This is a genomic window from Cellulomonas terrae (assembly GCF_007990265.1).
Lineage (GTDB): Bacteria > Actinomycetota > Actinomycetes > Actinomycetales > Cellulomonadaceae > Cellulomonas > Cellulomonas terrae.
This window is the reverse complement of sequence record NZ_BJWH01000004.1, coordinates 164,371-179,259: the sequence shown is the minus strand read 5'-3', so window position 1 is coordinate 179,259 and position 14,889 is coordinate 164,371. Positions and strand designations below refer to the sequence as shown.

At 74.0% G+C, this 14,889-nt stretch carries 14 protein-coding genes; 4 read left to right on the top strand and 10 right to left on the bottom strand.

Annotated elements, in window-relative coordinates; translation table 11 throughout:
• Positions 1–47 precede the first annotated feature (47 nt).
• Both CTE05_RS06360 and CTE05_RS06355 read right to left on the bottom strand, forming a co-directional pair.
• Positions 48–2,318, bottom strand: a complete 2,271-nt coding sequence (locus tag CTE05_RS06360; protein ID WP_307724280.1) for an ATP-dependent DNA helicase RecG — start codon at positions 2,316–2,318, stop codon at positions 48–50.
• Positions 2,319–2,320: 2 nt separating this feature from the next.
• A complete protein-coding gene (locus CTE05_RS06355; RefSeq protein WP_186814757.1) occupies positions 2,321–3,850 on the bottom strand; it encodes a DAK2 domain-containing protein in 1,530 nt (509 codons plus the stop codon).
• Positions 3,851–4,117: 267 nt separating this feature from the next.
• Between CTE05_RS06355 and rpmB the strand changes: the two genes are divergently transcribed.
• Together rpmB and CTE05_RS06345 are read left to right on the top strand one after the other, a co-directional pair.
• Positions 4,118–4,309, top strand: a complete 192-nt coding sequence (rpmB, locus tag CTE05_RS06350; RefSeq protein ID WP_029289091.1) for a 50S ribosomal protein L28 — start codon at positions 4,118–4,120, stop codon at positions 4,307–4,309.
• An 84-nt stretch (positions 4,310–4,393) separates the two neighbouring features.
• Complete coding sequence (locus tag CTE05_RS06345; protein WP_146845264.1) at positions 4,394–4,918, top strand: GNAT family N-acetyltransferase; 525 nt, start codon at positions 4,394–4,396, stop codon at positions 4,916–4,918.
• Between the two features lie 3 nt (positions 4,919–4,921).
• On the opposite strand, the gene CTE05_RS06340 is transcribed toward CTE05_RS06345, so the two are convergent.
• A complete protein-coding gene (locus tag CTE05_RS06340) occupies positions 4,922–5,902 on the bottom strand; it encodes a thiamine-phosphate kinase (RefSeq protein WP_146845263.1) in 981 nt (326 codons plus the stop codon).
• A gap of 47 nt (positions 5,903–5,949) precedes the next feature.
• Here CTE05_RS06340 and CTE05_RS06335 point away from each other — a divergent pair, with 47 nt between their 5' ends.
• A complete protein-coding gene (locus CTE05_RS06335) occupies positions 5,950–6,417 on the top strand; it encodes a DUF3515 family protein (RefSeq protein ID WP_146845262.1) in 468 nt (155 codons plus the stop codon).
• 4 nt (positions 6,418–6,421) lie between these two features.
• Here CTE05_RS06335 and CTE05_RS06330 read toward each other — a convergent pair whose 3' ends face one another.
• Positions 6,422–7,501, bottom strand: coding sequence for a fatty acid desaturase family protein (locus tag CTE05_RS06330; protein WP_222595420.1), 1,080 nt, complete (start codon positions 7,499–7,501; stop codon positions 6,422–6,424).
• A 260-nt stretch (positions 7,502–7,761) separates the two neighbouring features.
• Positions 7,762–8,943 carry a D-alanine--D-alanine ligase family protein gene (locus tag CTE05_RS06325; RefSeq protein ID WP_281286157.1) on the bottom strand — a complete coding sequence of 394 codons (1,182 nt, stop codon included), beginning with the start codon at positions 8,941–8,943 and terminating at the stop codon, positions 7,762–7,764.
• A gap of 118 nt (positions 8,944–9,061) precedes the next feature.
• On the opposite strand from CTE05_RS06325, the gene CTE05_RS06320 reads away from it, so the two are divergent.
• Positions 9,062–10,213: a trans-sulfuration enzyme family protein gene (locus CTE05_RS06320; RefSeq protein ID WP_146845261.1), complete on the top strand. Its 1,152-nt coding sequence runs from the start codon at positions 9,062–9,064 to the stop codon at positions 10,211–10,213.
• Here CTE05_RS06320 and CTE05_RS06315 read toward each other — a convergent pair.
• The 5 genes from CTE05_RS06315 to leuD form a co-directional block, all read right to left on the bottom strand.
• The gene (locus CTE05_RS06315) at positions 10,210–11,262 is read right to left on the bottom strand and encodes an NAD(P)H-dependent glycerol-3-phosphate dehydrogenase (RefSeq protein WP_371863353.1); all 1,053 of its coding nucleotides are present in this window, start codon (positions 11,260–11,262) and stop codon (positions 10,210–10,212) included. The two genes, CTE05_RS06320 and CTE05_RS06315, sit on opposite strands and share 4 nt — an antisense overlap.
• Complete coding sequence (locus CTE05_RS06310; protein ID WP_146845260.1) at positions 11,259–12,023, bottom strand: lysophospholipid acyltransferase family protein; 765 nt, start codon at positions 12,021–12,023, stop codon at positions 11,259–11,261. The genes CTE05_RS06315 and CTE05_RS06310 overlap by 4 nt, the downstream gene beginning before the upstream one ends.
• An 18-nt stretch (positions 12,024–12,041) precedes the next feature.
• Positions 12,042–13,358: a UDP-N-acetylglucosamine 1-carboxyvinyltransferase gene (murA, locus tag CTE05_RS06305; protein WP_146845259.1), complete on the bottom strand. Its 1,317-nt coding sequence runs from the start codon at positions 13,356–13,358 to the stop codon at positions 12,042–12,044.
• A gap of 94 nt (positions 13,359–13,452) precedes the next feature.
• The gene (locus CTE05_RS06300) at positions 13,453–14,112 is read right to left on the bottom strand and encodes an HU family DNA-binding protein (protein ID WP_146845258.1); all 660 of its coding nucleotides are present in this window, start codon (positions 14,110–14,112) and stop codon (positions 13,453–13,455) included.
• A 104-nt stretch (positions 14,113–14,216) separates the two neighbouring features.
• A complete protein-coding gene (leuD, locus tag CTE05_RS06295; protein WP_146845257.1) occupies positions 14,217–14,882 on the bottom strand; it encodes a 3-isopropylmalate dehydratase small subunit in 666 nt (221 codons plus the stop codon).
• Positions 14,883–14,889: the final 7 nt, after the last annotated feature.

Genomic DNA, 14,889 nt, shown 5'->3' with positions numbered 1-14,889 from the left:
CAGGGTATGCGAGGTCCTGGCCTTCCGACGCAGCCCCCGAGACAGGCTCAGCTCTGGCCGAGGAACTCCTCGCGCCCGTCGGCCAGCTGCACGTGGATGGCCGCCCGCAGCGCCGGCCACGCCGCCAGGTCCGGGTCGGCCTCGACCAGGGCGCGCGCGTCGTCTCGGGCACGGTCGATGACGGCGCCGTCGCTGACGACCCGCAGGAACCGCAGCGCCCTGCGCCCTCCGGACTGCGCCGAGCCGAGCACGTCGCCTTCCTTGCGCAGCTCGAGGTCGACCCGCGCCAGCTCGAACCCGTCGGTCGTCGCCGCGAGCGCACCCAGCCGTTGGGCGGCGACCGTGCCCTCGGGGGCGTCCGCGACGAGCAGGCACAGCCCCGGCGCGCTCCCCCGGCCCACCCGGCCGCGCAGCTGGTGCAGCTGGGAGAGCCCGAAGACCTGGGCGTCGAGGATCACCATGATCGTGGCGGCGGTCACGTCGACGCCGACCTCGATGACCGTCGTCGAGACGAGCACGGGCGTGCGTCCGGAGGCGAAGTCGGCGATCGCGCGGTCCTTCTCCTCGCTCGTCATGCGCCCGTGCAGGAGCCCGACGGCGAGGCCGCCCAGCCGAGGGTCGGTCCGCAGCGTCTCGGCGACCTCGAGCACGGCGCGCAGCGGGCGCTTGGGCGCGCGCTGCGCGGCGGCCTGCGCCTCGCCGACGGTCGCGGGCTCGTCGAGGATCAGGTCGGCGTCGTCGGACTCCTCCTCGTCCGGGTCGATCCGCGCGCACACCACGAACGCGCGACCGCCGCGCTCGACCTCCTCCCGGACCCGGCTCCAGGTGCGGTCCATCCAGGGCCGGTTGTCCGCGGGCACCACGTGGGTCGTGATGCCGCTGCGACCGGCGGGGACGTGGCGCAGCTCGGAGATCTCCAGCTCACCGAAGACCGTCATCGCGACGGTGCGCGGGATCGGCGTGGCCGTGGTGACCAGGAGGTGCGGGGTGTTCGCGGCCTTGGCCTGCAGCCGTCCGCGCTGCTCGACACCGAACTTGTGCTGCTCGTCGATGACGACGAGCCCGAGGTCCGCGAACTGCACCGGGTCCGACAGCAGAGCGTGCGTGCCGACGACGATCCCCGCCTGCCCGCTGGCCGCCTCCAGCAGGTTGCTGCGCCGCTCGGCAGCGTTCTGCGCCCCCGTGAGCAGTGCGACCCGGGTGCCGATGTCCGAGCCGCCCAGCAGACCGCCCTCGGCGAGGTCGCCCAGCATGGCCCGGAGGGTCCGCACGTGCTGTCCCGCCAGCACCGACGTGGGTGCCAGCAGCGCCGCCTGACCGCCCGCGTCGACGACCTGCAGCATCGCCCGCAGCGCCACGACGGTCTTGCCCGAGCCGACCTCGCCCTGGAGGAGCCGCTGCATCGGGTGCGCCCGCGCCAGGTCGGCCGCGATCTGCTCGCCCGCGGCGACCTGCCCGTCCGTGAGGACGAAGGGCAACCGTGCGTCGAACGCCTCCAGCAGCCCGCCGGACCGGGCCGGGCGCGCCGTCGACTCCTCGCGCTGCGCGCGGGCCCGACGTCGGGCCAGCTCGGCCTGCAGGACGAACGCCTCCTCGTACCGCAGGCGTGCCTGGCCCTTGCGCCAGTCCTCCTCGGTCTGCGGCACGTGGACGGCGCGCAGGGCGCTCCAGCGCGACGCGAGGTGCCGCTGCGCGCGCACGACGTCCGGCACCGGGTCGGGCACGTCCTGCTCGGTGAGGGGGTCGAGCGCAGCCCGGACGGCCGCCCGGATCTTGTCCGACTCCAGCCCGGCGGTCGCGGGGTAGATCGGGATCGGCCACTCGGCCTCCTCGAGAGCCACCGCCTCGTCGACCTCGTGCCCGAAGATCGCGTACGTGGGGTTGGCCAGCTGCAGGCGCCCGTTGAAGATGTTGATCTGCCCGGAGAACAGCCCCAGCGACCCCGGGACCAGCCGCTTGACGTGGAAGTCCGCGGCACCCCGGTGCGGCATGAAGATCACCAGGTCGAGCGTGCGGGTGCCGTCCGTGACCTTCGCCTCGACGCGCGGCTTGCCCGTCCGCTGCGCCAGCTTGACCTCGGCGCTGCGCACCTGGGCGACGAGCGAGACGTTGCGGCCGACGGCCAGGCTCGCGATGTCGGTGACCTCGCGCGAGTCGGCGTAGCGCCAGGGGTAGTGAGAGAGCAGGTCCCCCACCGTCTCGATCCCGAGCGCCGCGAGCTTCTTCAGCTCGGCGGGCTTGCCGGGCGGCTTCTCGTCGAGCGGGTCGACGTGCGAGTCCACGCTGTCCTGGTACCGGATCCCCTTGGTGGTCGCCACGGTCAGTCCAGTCCCAGCACGAGAGCGGGTCCGTGGCCCGTCGGCCCGACCGCCGTGGCCTCGACACCGGGGTGGTGCGCGGCCAGGTGGGCGACGACCGCGTCGAGCAGCTCGTCGTCCGGGGCGTCGCGCCACAGGATCGTCAGGCTCTCGGCCGGGGTGGCGCGGGGAGCGCGGACGAGGGCGTCGACGACCTGCGACGCGACGGCTGCCGAGGCGACGTCGACCGTGCCGGTGCCGAGGCGCCCCAGAGCCGCCTGCGCCGCCGAGCGACCCTGGGCGGTCGGTCCCTCGCCGGCGAGCGCGAGCGACGCGACGACGGCGCGGACCTCGTCGGTCGCGTCGAGCGTCTCGACGAGCACGCCCGGCACGGCCGGCTCCGTCGAGGCGTCCGTCCCCGTGCCCGGCAGGACGACCACGTGCGCCGCCCCCGTGTCCGTGACCGCCCGCTCGAGGTGCTCGGACCGGACCGGCGCCTCGGGACAGCGGACCAGGACGACGGCCCCCAGGGCGGCGTACCACGCCGCCAGGTCCGGTGCGGCCGTGCAGACCACGACACCCCACCGCTCGCGACCGTCCGCCCGGTCGTGCAGGGCCGACCCGCCCGCGTGCGCGCCGGCCAGGAGCCGGACGAGGACCTGCTCGCGTCGGCCGAGCGCGGCGGCGGCGATCGCGGCGGCCGGCTGGTCGGTGTGGACGTGCACGTGCCACCACCCGTCCCCGCCGACGACGGCCACGGAGTCCCCCAGCCCGCCCATGCGCCGCCGGAGCTCGGCACCGGTGTCGACGACGCCACCGTCGACCCCGCCCGCGCCGTCGTCGCTGACCAGCAGCATGACCTCGTAGGCACCACCGCTCGGTTCGGCGGTCGCGTGGTGCGCCGCAGCCGTGGGCAGCCAGTCGAGCGGGACGTGCACGGGCCGCTCGTCGGCGACCGAGCGAGCGAGCGCGTCCAGGACGACCAGCAGGGCGCAGGCACCGGCGTCGAGCACGCGGGCGGCCCGCAGCACGGGATGCAGTGCGCTGATCCGTCCGAGAGCACGCAGCGCCTCCGCCACCGCCTCGGCGAGCACCGTCGGCAGGTCCGCTCCCGCGTCGGCCGCGCTCGACGCGGCCGCGGACACGACGTCCGCCAGCGTCAGGACGGTGCCCTCCTGCGGCTCGACGGTCGCCTCCCGTGCCGCCCGCGCCGCCACCGCGAGCGCGCGGGCGACGTCGCGGGCACCCGCGTGCGCGGGCAGGCCCCGGGCGAAGCCCGTCAGGTACTGGCTGACGATGACACCCGAGTTGCCGCGCGCCGCCAGCAGCGCGCCGCGCCCGAACGCTCGCGCCACGTCCGTCGCCAGGGCGTCCGCGGGCGCGAGCGCGACCGCGTCCGCACCGCCCACGACGGTCAGCAGGACGTTCGTGCCCGTGTCGGAGTCCGCCACCGGGAACACGTTCACGGCGTCGATCCGGTCCGCCGCCGCCTCGAGCGCCGTCCGCGCCGCCACCGCCCAGGCGCGCACCGCCGCTGCCTCCAGCAGATCCACCACACCTCCGCCGTGTCGTCCCGCTGCAGCACCCTCGTCGCCAGAGCCGGGGCACCACCCTGCCTCATCCCACCCACATTTGGGTCGACGTGCCCGATGGGCTAGTCTTGACCGGTTGCCCGGCCTCGCTGGGCGCTGGTGGTGCCCGGTGGCGGCCCCCGAATCCTCTTCCGGAAACGGTACGGAGACGGTGTCCCTCGTGCGCCCCGACCCCTGACTTCGCCGCATACGCGGCTCATGATCCGCAAAGAGCAACAGGAGAAGACCGTGGCTGCCAACTGCGACGTCTGCGCCAAGGGCCCGAGCTTCGGGCACAGCATCTCGCACTCGCACGTGCGCACGAAGCGGCGCTGGAACCCGAACATCCAGCGCGTGCGTGCCGTCGTCGCGGGGACGCCCAAGCGTCTCAACGTGTGCACGTCGTGCCTTAAGGCCGGCAAGGTGCAGCGCGCCGTCTGACGTCGACCCGACGCATCGAAGGCCCGCGAGGTTGTCACCTCGCGGGCCTTCGTCATGCCCGGTCCGTGTGGCAGGGTGACGTCCATGGTCGAGCAGCTGGACGAGGTGACGATCCGTGTCGCCACCGAGGGGGACGCCGCAGGTATCGCCCGGGTGCACGTGCGGTCCTGGCAGGAGGCGTACGCGGGCATCGTGCCCGACGCGTACCTCGCCTCGCTGGACGCCGACGCGCGCATGGCGCAGTGGCGCACGTACCTGCGCGAGGGGCCCGGGGACGACATCCACACCTGGGTCGCCCTCTCCGGCGACCGCGTGGTCGGCTTCGTCACCGTCGGGCCCAGCCGCGACGAGGACGCTCGCCGCGGCGACCGCGAGATCTTCTCGATCTACCTCGACCCGGGGACGTGGGGCCACGGCGTGGCGCGCGACCTCATGCGGACCGTGATCGCGGAGGTCGGCGAGAAGACCACGATCACGCTCTGGGTCCTCGCGGACAACGAGCGTGCGCGGCACTTCTACCGCCGGCACGGGTTCCAGGCGGACGGTGTCGAGCGGTTCGACGACATCGGCGGCGCCAGCCTGCTCGAGGTCCGTTACCGCCGAGGCTGACGCTCACCCCGCGAAGTGGTCCCACCCGGACCGTGCGGGCGCCGGGACCCCGTCGACGCTCACCCCGGAGCCCTCCCCCACGCGACCGACGACCCGGAACGGCACCGGCAGCGGGGAGTCGGCGGGGAACGTCGCCAGCAGGCCGTGGTCCTCCCCACCGTCCAGGACCCAGCGCTCCGCGACACCGCCGAGCTCGCCCGCGACGACACCCAGGCGCTCCCGGTCCGCGGCGAGGGCAGCCGCGTCCAGGTCGATCCGCACCCCGCTCGCCCGTGCGATCCGCCCCGCGTCGCGCAGGAGCCCGTCCGAGACGTCGAGCATCGCCGTCGCACCCGCGGCCGCCGCGAGCGGACCCGCTGCCAGCGGTGCGACGGGGCGCAGGTGGGCGTCCACCAGGGCGCGGTCGAGGTCCGCGCGCCCCGCCTCCAGCAGGGCCAGCCCGGCCGCCGACCGTCCGACCACCCCGGCGTGCGCCACCAGATCCCCCGGTCGCGCGCCCGAGCGCAGCACCGGCGCGCGGCCGGCCAGGTCCCCGTGCGCCGTGACGGCGACGACGACGACCGGCCCCCCGGACAGGTCGCCACCGACGACACCGACCCCGAGGGGCCCGCACTCGGCGGCCAGCCCGCGCGCCAGCCCCTCGACCCACGACACCGGCAGGTCCCCCGGCATCACCAGGGAGACGACGAGGCTCGTCGGCCGGGCGCCCATCGCGGCCACGTCGGCCAGGTTCTGCACCGCGGCCCGCCGGCCGACGTCCTCGCCGGAGGACCAGGCCCGGCGGAAGTGCCGGTCCTCGACGAGGACGTCGGTGGTGACGACGAACCGGCCGTCGGGTGCGGCCACGACCGCGGCGTCGTCGCCCGGCGGAACGTGCGTGTCGGCGCCGACCGGCAGGAGCGGGAAGATGCGGGCGAGGAGGGCGTCCTCGGAGAGCTCCGCGACGAGAGGGCCGTCGGACGGAACGGGAGTGTCGGCGGTCACCCGGACACGGTAAGGGTTCGGCGCGACCCGCGGGTTACCGTGACCCGGTGCCCCGGATCCGCCTCCTGATCGCCCCCGTCGCCGGCGTCGTGGCCCTCGCCGGGTGCGCGGCCGCCGTCCCCGCCCAGGTCGCCCCCTACGCGACAGATCCGCTGTGCGCGAGCGTCGTCCTGGCGATGCCCGACTCCCTCGGCGACGGGCTCCCGCAGCGCGACACCACGGCCCAGGCGACGACCGCGTGGGGCGACCCCGCGGCGCCCCTCGTCCTGCGGTGCGGGGTCGAGCCGCTCGGACCCACGACGGAGCGCTGCCAGACCGTGGAGACGCCCGGCGGCCCGAGCGTCGACTGGGTGATCGTCGAGGGCGACGACGGCTGGACGTTCACCACCTACGGGCGCGAGCCCGCCGTCGAGCTGCACGTCCCGGCCACGGTCGCGGCGGAGCGCTCGACGGCGTTCGTCGACCAGCTCGGCCCGGCCGTCGCGCTGACCGAGCAGGTCCGTTCCTGCGTGTAGCGGGTCAGCGACCGTACTGGGCGGCCACCGGGCAGTCGAACGCCGCCCGGTCGGCCAGGCCGACACGGTTGAGGTACTCGACGACGATCCGGTACGACCGGAAGAAGCCGACCTCCGTGTACGTCACGCCCAGCTGCTCGCAGTAGTCGCGCACCACCGGCTGGACCTTCTTGAGGTTCGGCCGCGGCATGCTCGGGAACAGGTGGTGCTCGACCTGGTAGTTCAGGCCGCCCATGACGAAGTCGACCGCCGCGCCGCCCTTGATGTTCCGCGACGTGATGACCTGCCGGCGCAGGAAGTCGACCTTCATGCCGGCGGGGATGATCGGCATGCCCTTGTGGTTCGGAGCGAAGGAACCGCCGAGCATGACGCCGAACAGCGCCATCTGGACGCCGATGAACGCAGCGGCCTTGCCGGGCGGGAGCAGGTAGAACAGGACGCCGACGTAGAGGGCGAGGCGGGTGATGACGATGGGGGCCTCGACCCACCGGTGCGGGACGGTCCCCTTGGCCAGCAGCATGCGCACGCTGGAGATGTGCAGGCTCAGGCCCTCGAGCATGAGCAGCGGGAAGAAGAACCAGCCCTGGTTGCGACCGAACCAGCCGCGGAACCCGGTGCGGGTCTCCAGGGCGTCGGCCGTCCAGACGACGACGCCGGGCGCGATGTCGGGGTCCGTGCCCTGCTGGTTGGGCGAGGCGTGGTGCCGGTTGTGCTTGTTGCGCCACCACGTGTGGCTCAGGCCGGCGAACGCTCCCGCGAGGATCCGCGACGTCCAGTCGTTCCAGGCCCCGGAGGTGAAGATCTGGCGGTGGGCGCTGTCGTGCCCGAGGAACGCGATCTGCGTGAGCACGAGCGCGAGCCCTGCGGCGACGGCCAGCTGCCACCACGAGTCGCCGACGAGGACCACAGCGACCCAGATGCCCGCGAACGCCAGGACGGCCGCGATGAGGCGCGTCCAGTAGTAGCCATAGCGACGCTTCAGGAGACCGGACTCCCGCACGTAGGCCGCGAGCGCGGTGTAGTCCTGGGCGTTCTTCGCCACGCGCGCCGCAGCGGCGGGGGGCGGCGAGACGGCGGCGCTCACGCGAGGCGACCGGCGACGACGTCGACGCGCCGGCGGCGCGGTGAGGCAGCGTGGGGAGCACCCATGACGGTCACGACCGATCTGCGGAGAGCCGTCACAGCGTGTCGGCCAGGCGGCGCAGCCCCGACCCGGGGTGCGGTGGGTCGCCCGGAGGACGACCCGGTCGTGCCGGCGTCGGGGGCGGCCACGGCTGTGGTCCCGTCGCCCGATCCGTCACGACCTACGGAAGCGTAACCTGCGCGGCTGGGAACGCCCACAGGTCAGCGCAACCCGGTCGGACGGGCGAGCGCCAGCCGGAGCAGCTCGTCGACCAGCTCGGCGTAGCCGACGCCGGACGCCTCCCACAGACGGGGGTACATCGAGAACGGCGTGAACCCCGGCATCGTGTTGATCTCGTTGACGACGACGTCGTCCTCCGGCGTCACGAAGACGTCGACACGGGCCAGCCCCTCGCACCCGACGGCCTCGAACGTCCGGACGGCCACGTCGCGCACGGCCTCGACGATCCCCTCGGGCAGGTCCGCCGGGCACGCCAGCGTCACACCGGCCTCGTCGAGGTACTTCGCCTCGAAGTCGTAGAACGTGTGCCGGGGGTCGGTGACGACGATCTCGCCGGGGAGCGACGCGCGCGCCCGGTCCCCGTCGTGGCCGCCCAGCACGCCGCACTCGATCTCGCGCCCGACGATCGCGGCCTCGACGACGATCTTCGGGTCGTGCGCGGCGGCGGCGGCGATGGCGGCAGGCAGGTCGGCCAGGTCCGTCACGCGGGAGATCCCCAGGCTGGAGCCGGCGCGCGCGGGCTTGACGAACACCGGCAGCCCGAGCTCGGCGATCCGCGCCGTGACGCCGTCGGGGTCGCGGTCCAGCTCGCCGGGGAGGACCACGCGGAACGGGCCGACGGGCAGCCCGTGGCCCGCGAGGACGAGCTTCATCATGTGCTTGTCCATGCCGACCGCGGACGCGAGCACCCCGGCGCCGACGTAGCGGACGTCGGCGAGCTCGAGCAGGCCCTGCAGTGTGCCGTCCTCGCCGAAGGGTCCGTGCAGCAGGGGGAAGACGACGTCGACCTCGCCGAGCACGCGCGGCAGCTGCCCCGCCTCGAGCACCTGGACGTCGCGGTCGTCGACCGCCTGCGGGAGCAGCACGTGCGCCGCGGTGTCCTCGACCTGCGGCAGGTGGCCGTCGGTGATCGCCCAGCGCTCGGGGTCGTCGTCGGCGAGCACCCAGCGGCCGGCCGGAGTGATGCCCACGGCAAGGACGTCGTAGCGGTCGCGGTCGATGGCGCGCAGCACCCCGCCGGCCGTCGCGCAGCTGATCGCGTGCTCGCCGGAGCGACCACCGAACAGGACCATCACGCGGGGGCGGCGGCCGTTCCCGGGAGCCTGTCCACGGGTCGCGGCGGGGGTCTGGTCGTGGCCCGAGGGCTCAGAGGTGGCGTCCATCGCGCCCGACCCTACCTGGCGGGGGCGGCTCGCCAAGGCCGTCCGGGCCCTCGGTGCACGCATCCGTGCGTCAGCCCACGCTGCGTCGCCGGGGCGGCCCCCGGGTAACGTGCGGCACGTGACCTCCGACCCCGATGACGACCTCTCCCCCGCGACGCTCGTCGTCGCCGCCGGCCGGCCGGACCGCACGCAGGGCGCTCCCGTGAACCCGCCGGTCGTGCTCTCCTCCACCTTCGTCTCGCAGGGTGTGCCCGGGGCGGGCGAGCCCCTCTACGGCCGCATGGACGCCGCGACGTGGCACCCGTTCGAGGAGGCTCTCGGCACCCTGGAGGGGTCGGCGCACCCCGCCCTGGTGTTCGGCTCGGGGATGGCGGCCATCGCGGCCGCGCTGTCCCTGGTGCCGCCCGGCGGCCGGCTGGTCCTGCCTCGGCACGCGTACCAGGTGACGCTCGGGTACGCGCAGGACCTCCGGGACCGCCTCGGCATCGACGTGACCATGGTCGACATCGACGACACCGCGGCGGTGGTCGCCGCCCTGAGCGAGGGCCGGCCCCCGTCGATGCTCTGGGTCGAGACGCCGACCAACCCCATGCTCGAGGTCGCCGACCTGCCGGCGCTCGTCGCGGCGGCGCACGCCGTCGGCGCGCTCGTCGGCGTCGACAACACGTTCGCCACGCCCCTCGTCCAGCGTCCGTTCGAGCACGGCGCGGACGTGGTCGTGCACTCCGTGACCAAGTACCTCGCCGGGCACACGGACGTGGTGCTCGGCGCCGCGCTGGCCGACGACCCCGCCCTGCACGCGCGGCTGCACGCGTACCGCACGCTGCACGGGTCGATCGCCGGGCCGTTCGAGGTGTGGCTGGCCCTGCGCGGTCTGCGCACCCTCGCGCTGCGGGTCGAGCGGGCCCAGAGCAATGCCGCCGAGCTCGCACGGCGCCTCGCCAAGCACCCGGCGGTCGCGGAGGTCCGGCACCCGAGCCTGCCCTCGGACCCCGGCCACGAGCGGGCCGAGCGCCTCATGGACGGCTTCGGCGCGATCATCGGCCTGCGCCCGCACGGCGGCCCCGACGCGGCCGACGCCCTCGTCGCGGCCCTGCGGCTCTGGGTCCCCGCGACGAGCCTCGGCGGCGTCGAGTCGACGCTCGAGCGACGGCGCCGCTTCGCCACCGAGTCCGTCACCGTGCCGGAGGACCTGCTGCGGATGTCGGTCGGCATCGAGGACGTCGAGGACCTCTGGCGGGACCTCGCGCAGGGGCTCGGGTCGCTCTAGGCCCCTTCGGCCTTGTGCGGCCGCGCCAGCAGCAGCGGGGCCAGCTGGTCGACGGGCAGGCCCTCGTGCAGCACCTTGACGACCGCCGACGTGATCGGCATCTCGACCCCGAGGGTCGTGGCGAGCTCCAGGACCGACCGGCACGACTTCACGCCCTCCGCGGTGCCCCCGGTCGCGGAGACCGCCTCGTCGAGGGTCATCCCGCGGCCGATGTGACCGCCGAGCGTGTGGTTGCGCGAGTCGGGCGAGGCGCACGTCGCCATGAGGTCGCCGAGGCCCGCGAGCCCCGGGAACGTGTCGGCGTCCGCGCCGAGCGCCAGCCCGAGGCGGGTGATCTCCACGAGGCCGCGCGTGATGACCGTCGCCATCGTGTTGTAGCCGAGGCCGCGGCCCTGCGAGATGCCCACCGCGAGGGCGATGACGTTCTTCACGGCGCCGCACAGCTCCACGCCGACGACGTCGTCGTTCGTGTACGGCCGGAAGTACGCGGACGCGCACGCCCGCGCCACCAGCTGGGCCGTCGAGGCGCTCGTGGAGGCCACGACGGTCGCCGTCGGCTGCCGGTGGGCGATCTCGAGCGCCAGGTTGGGCCCGGAGACCACGGCGATCCGGTCGGCGGGGATGCCGAGCGACTCGGCGACGACCTCGCTCATGCGGCGGTCGGTCGACAGCTCGACACCCTTCATCAGCGACACGGCCACGGCATGGCGCGCGACGGCGTCGGCCAGGGGCGTCAGGGTGGCGCGCGCGCTCTGCGACGGGATCGCGACGGCGACGACATCGGCGCCGGCGAGCACGGCCCGGGCGTCGCTCGACGCGGTGACCCGCGCCGGCAGCTCGACCCCCGGCAGGTAGGCCTCGTTGCGGTGCTCGTCGGCGATCTGCCGGCAGACCTTCTCGTCGCGCCCCCAGACCGTCACGTCGCACCCGGCGTCGGCCATGACGGCCGCGAACGTCGTGCCCCAGGCACCGGCTCCCAGCACCGCGGCCCGCAGCCGCGGTGCACCCGGGGGGTGCGGCCGGTCGTGCGTCACCTGGTCCGCCGTCACGGCAGCTCGGGGTGGGTCGCGTGGTCCCCGCCGACGCGCTTCTCGCCCTGGGCGAGCGGCTTGCGCATGTCGTAGCGCACCGCGGGCGGCTCCTCGTCGCGCACCTGCGCCAGCAGCGCCGTGATCGCGTCCATGACCCGCTCCGTGGCCTCGCGCAGGGTGGCGGTGTCCTGCGGGCGTCCGTACAGGTCGTCGAGCACCACGGGAGGGCCCGCGACGACGGTGACCTTCTTGCGCGGGAAGGGCTTGAGGAGCTTCTTGTAGCGGCCCAGGAGCAGCTGCGGGCCCCACTGCGCGACAGGGATCACCGGCGCCTGCGTGGTGAGCGCCAGCCGCGCGATCCCGGTCTTGCCGACCATCGGCCACAGGTCGGGGTCCCGGGTCAGGGTGCCCTCGGGGAAGACCGCCACGACCTCGCCCTCGCCGATCGCGGCGACCGCCGCCGTGAGCGACTCCCCCGCCGACGACGTGTTCCGGTACACGGGGATCTGGCCGGTCGCGCGCAGGACGCCGGCCACCACCGGGACCTTGAACAGGGGCGCCTTCGCCAGGATGCGCGGCGCGACGCCGTTGTCCCACAGGAAGTGCGCGAACGTCAGCGGGTCGATGTTCGTCATGTGGTTCGACGCGACGATGAACCCGCCCTCACGGGGGAAGTTCTCCGTCCCGCTCCAGTCCGTGCGCGTCATCGCGCGCAGGAGGGGCCGCACGATGTGAGCGACGTTGCGGTAGGCGCGATTCGATCTGGCCGGCGGTTGCACGGGAGCCGATGCTACCTGTCAGTCGCGGCTGAACTCGGCGCCGAGCGCCCCGAGCTTCGCCATGAAGTGCTCGTACCCCCGGTCGATGAGGCTGATGCCCCGCACCGACGAGGTGCCCTTCGCGGCGAGCGCCGCGATGAGGTGGCTGAAGCCTCCGCGCAGGTCCGGCACCTCGATGTCGGCCGCGGCCAGCGGCGTCGGCCCGGAGATCACCGCGGAGTGGTAGAAGTTGCGCTGCCCGAACCGGCAGGGCCGCCCGCCCAGGCACTCCTTGTAGACCTGGATCGTCGCCCCCATCCCGACCAGGGCCTCGGTGAACCCGAACCGGTTCTCGTAGACCGTCTCGTGCACGATCGAGAGGCCCTTGGCCTGGGTCAGGGCGACGACGAGCGGCTGCTGCCAGTCCGTCATGAACCCGGGGTGCACGTCCGTCTCGAGCGTGATCGAGCGCAGGTCCCCGCCCGGGTGGAAGAACCGGATGCCCGCGTCGTCGATGGCGAACTCACCGCCGACCTTGCGGAACGTGTTGAGGAACGTCGTCATCTCCGGCTGGGTCGCGCCGCGGACGTAGATGTCGCCGCCGGTCGCCAGGGCCGCCGACGCCCACGACGCCGCCTCGATCCGGTCGGACAGCGCGGTGTGCTGGAAGCCGACGAGCCGGTCGACACCCTCGATCCGGATCACGCGGTCCGTGTCCACCGAGATGATCGCGCCCATCTTCTGCAGCACGTTGATCAGGTCGAGGATCTCGGGCTCTATCGCCGCGTTGGACAGCTCGGTGACGCCCTCGGCGCGCACGGCCGTGAGCAGCAGCTGCTCGGTCGCCCCCACGCTCGGGTACGGCAGCGCGATCTTGGTGCCCTGGAGCCGTCGCGGGGCGCGGATGTGGATGCCGTTGTCGGTCTTGTCCACGACCGCACCGAACTGCCGCAGGATGTCGAGGTGGTAGTTGATCGGCCGGTCGCCGATCCGGCAGCCCCCGAGGTCCGGGATGAACGCCTCACCGAGCCGGTGCAGCAGCGGCCCGCAGAACAGGATCGGGATGCGGCTGGACCCGGCGTGGGTGTCGATGTCCGCGACGTGCGCCGACTCGACGTCCGTGGGGTCGAGGTGCAGGACGCCCGCCTCGGCGTCGGCGGCGACCTTGACGCCGTGCAGCTCCAGCAGCCCGGTGACCACCGCGACGTCGCGGATCTGGGGGACGTTGCGCAGCACGCTCGGCGTCTCCCCCAGCAGCGCGGCGACCATCGCCTTGGAGACGAAGTTCTTGGCACCGCGGACGGTGATCTCGCCCGCGAGCGGGTTGCCACCGTTGACGTACAGCAGGTCGGTCATCGAACCATCGTCTCCCACGCGCGCGCGTGCTCCTGACCGCACCCGCGTCGGCACGCCGAGCGGGTGCGAAACCTTCACGTGACGGGGCGAGCCGTCACTTCTTCTTGGCGTGCCCCTTGCCAGACTTCTTCGAGGACTTGGCGTCGGCCTTCTTCTTCTTGGCGTCCGCCTTCTTGGCGTCGGCCCGCTTCTTCGCGTCGGCCTTCTTCGCGGCATCAGCGCGCTTCTTGACCTCGGCCTTCTTCGCCTCGGCCTTCGCCTTCGCCTTGGCGCTCGCCTTCGCGCCCGAGGTGGGCTTGCTCGATGCCTTCGGGGCCGGGGTGGGCTTGCTCGTCGCCTTCGGGGCCGCGGTCGGCTTGCTCGACGCCTTCGCCGTGGCGCCGGCCGCCGCGGTCCGCGCCGCAGCGGGTGCCGGCTCGGGTGCGGCCAGGCCCTGGAGGGAGCTCAGGTCGGCGACGGCGCCGAGCGGCTCTGCGGCGCCGTCGGCGACGCGGGCCCGCAGCGTCGCTCCGGGGTGGAACCTGGCCACCGTCGTGGCCGCGACCTCCAGCGTTTCACCCGTGCGCGGGTTGCGGCCCGAGCGGGCAGCGCGACCGGTGGCCTCGAACGTCCCGAACCCGGTCAGCGTCACCCGCTCCCCGGCCGCGAGCGCGGTCGTGATCTCGTCCAGCACGGCCTCGACCGCCGCGGCGGCCGCGGCGCGGGAGGCGCCTCTCGCGGCGATCCGGTCGGCGATCTGCGACTTGCCCGGCATGGTGATCCTCCCTCGGCCGGCGCGCACTGCACCGTGGCCCAGCGCACACGCTAGTCACTGGGTCGGTCCGGCGCGCCACCAGAGGGCGGCACGCCGGACCGGGGTCAGGGCCGGCGCCCGATCTCGACGGGCACGCCGGCGGGCCGCGCTGCGACGATCTCGACCGGCGGCAGGTGCTTGGCGGGCAGCGTGGCGGGCCGCCACGACTCGCGCCGGGCCTCGAACTCCGAGATCTCGTCGGCGTGCTCGAGCGTGAGCCCGATGTCGTCGAGGCCCTCCATGAGGCGCCAGCGCGTGTAGTCGTCGACCTGGAACGGCACGACGACGTCGTCGCACGTGATCGTCCTCGACTCGAGGTCGACCGTCACGGCGGTGCCCGGACGCGTCTCGAGGATCTTCCAGATCAGCTCGATGTCCTCCTGCGCGGCCTGTGCGGCGAGCAGGCCCTGCTTGCCGGAGTTGCCGCGGAAGATGTCGGCGAAGCGGTTCGAGATGACGACCTTGAACCCGTAGTCCTTGAGCGCCCAGACGGCGTGCTCACGGGACGAGCCGGTGCCGAAGTCGGGCCCGGCGACGAGGACCGAGCCGTTGGCGTAGGCCTCCTGGTTGAGGATGAACGACGGGTCGCCGCGCCAGGCGGCGAACAGGGCGTCCTCGAAGCCGGTGCGCGTGACGCGCTTGAGGTAGACGGCCGGGATGATCTGGTCGGTGTCGACGTTGCTGCGCCGCAGCGGGACCCCGACGCCGGTGTGCTGGCTGAACTTCTCCATGACAGTG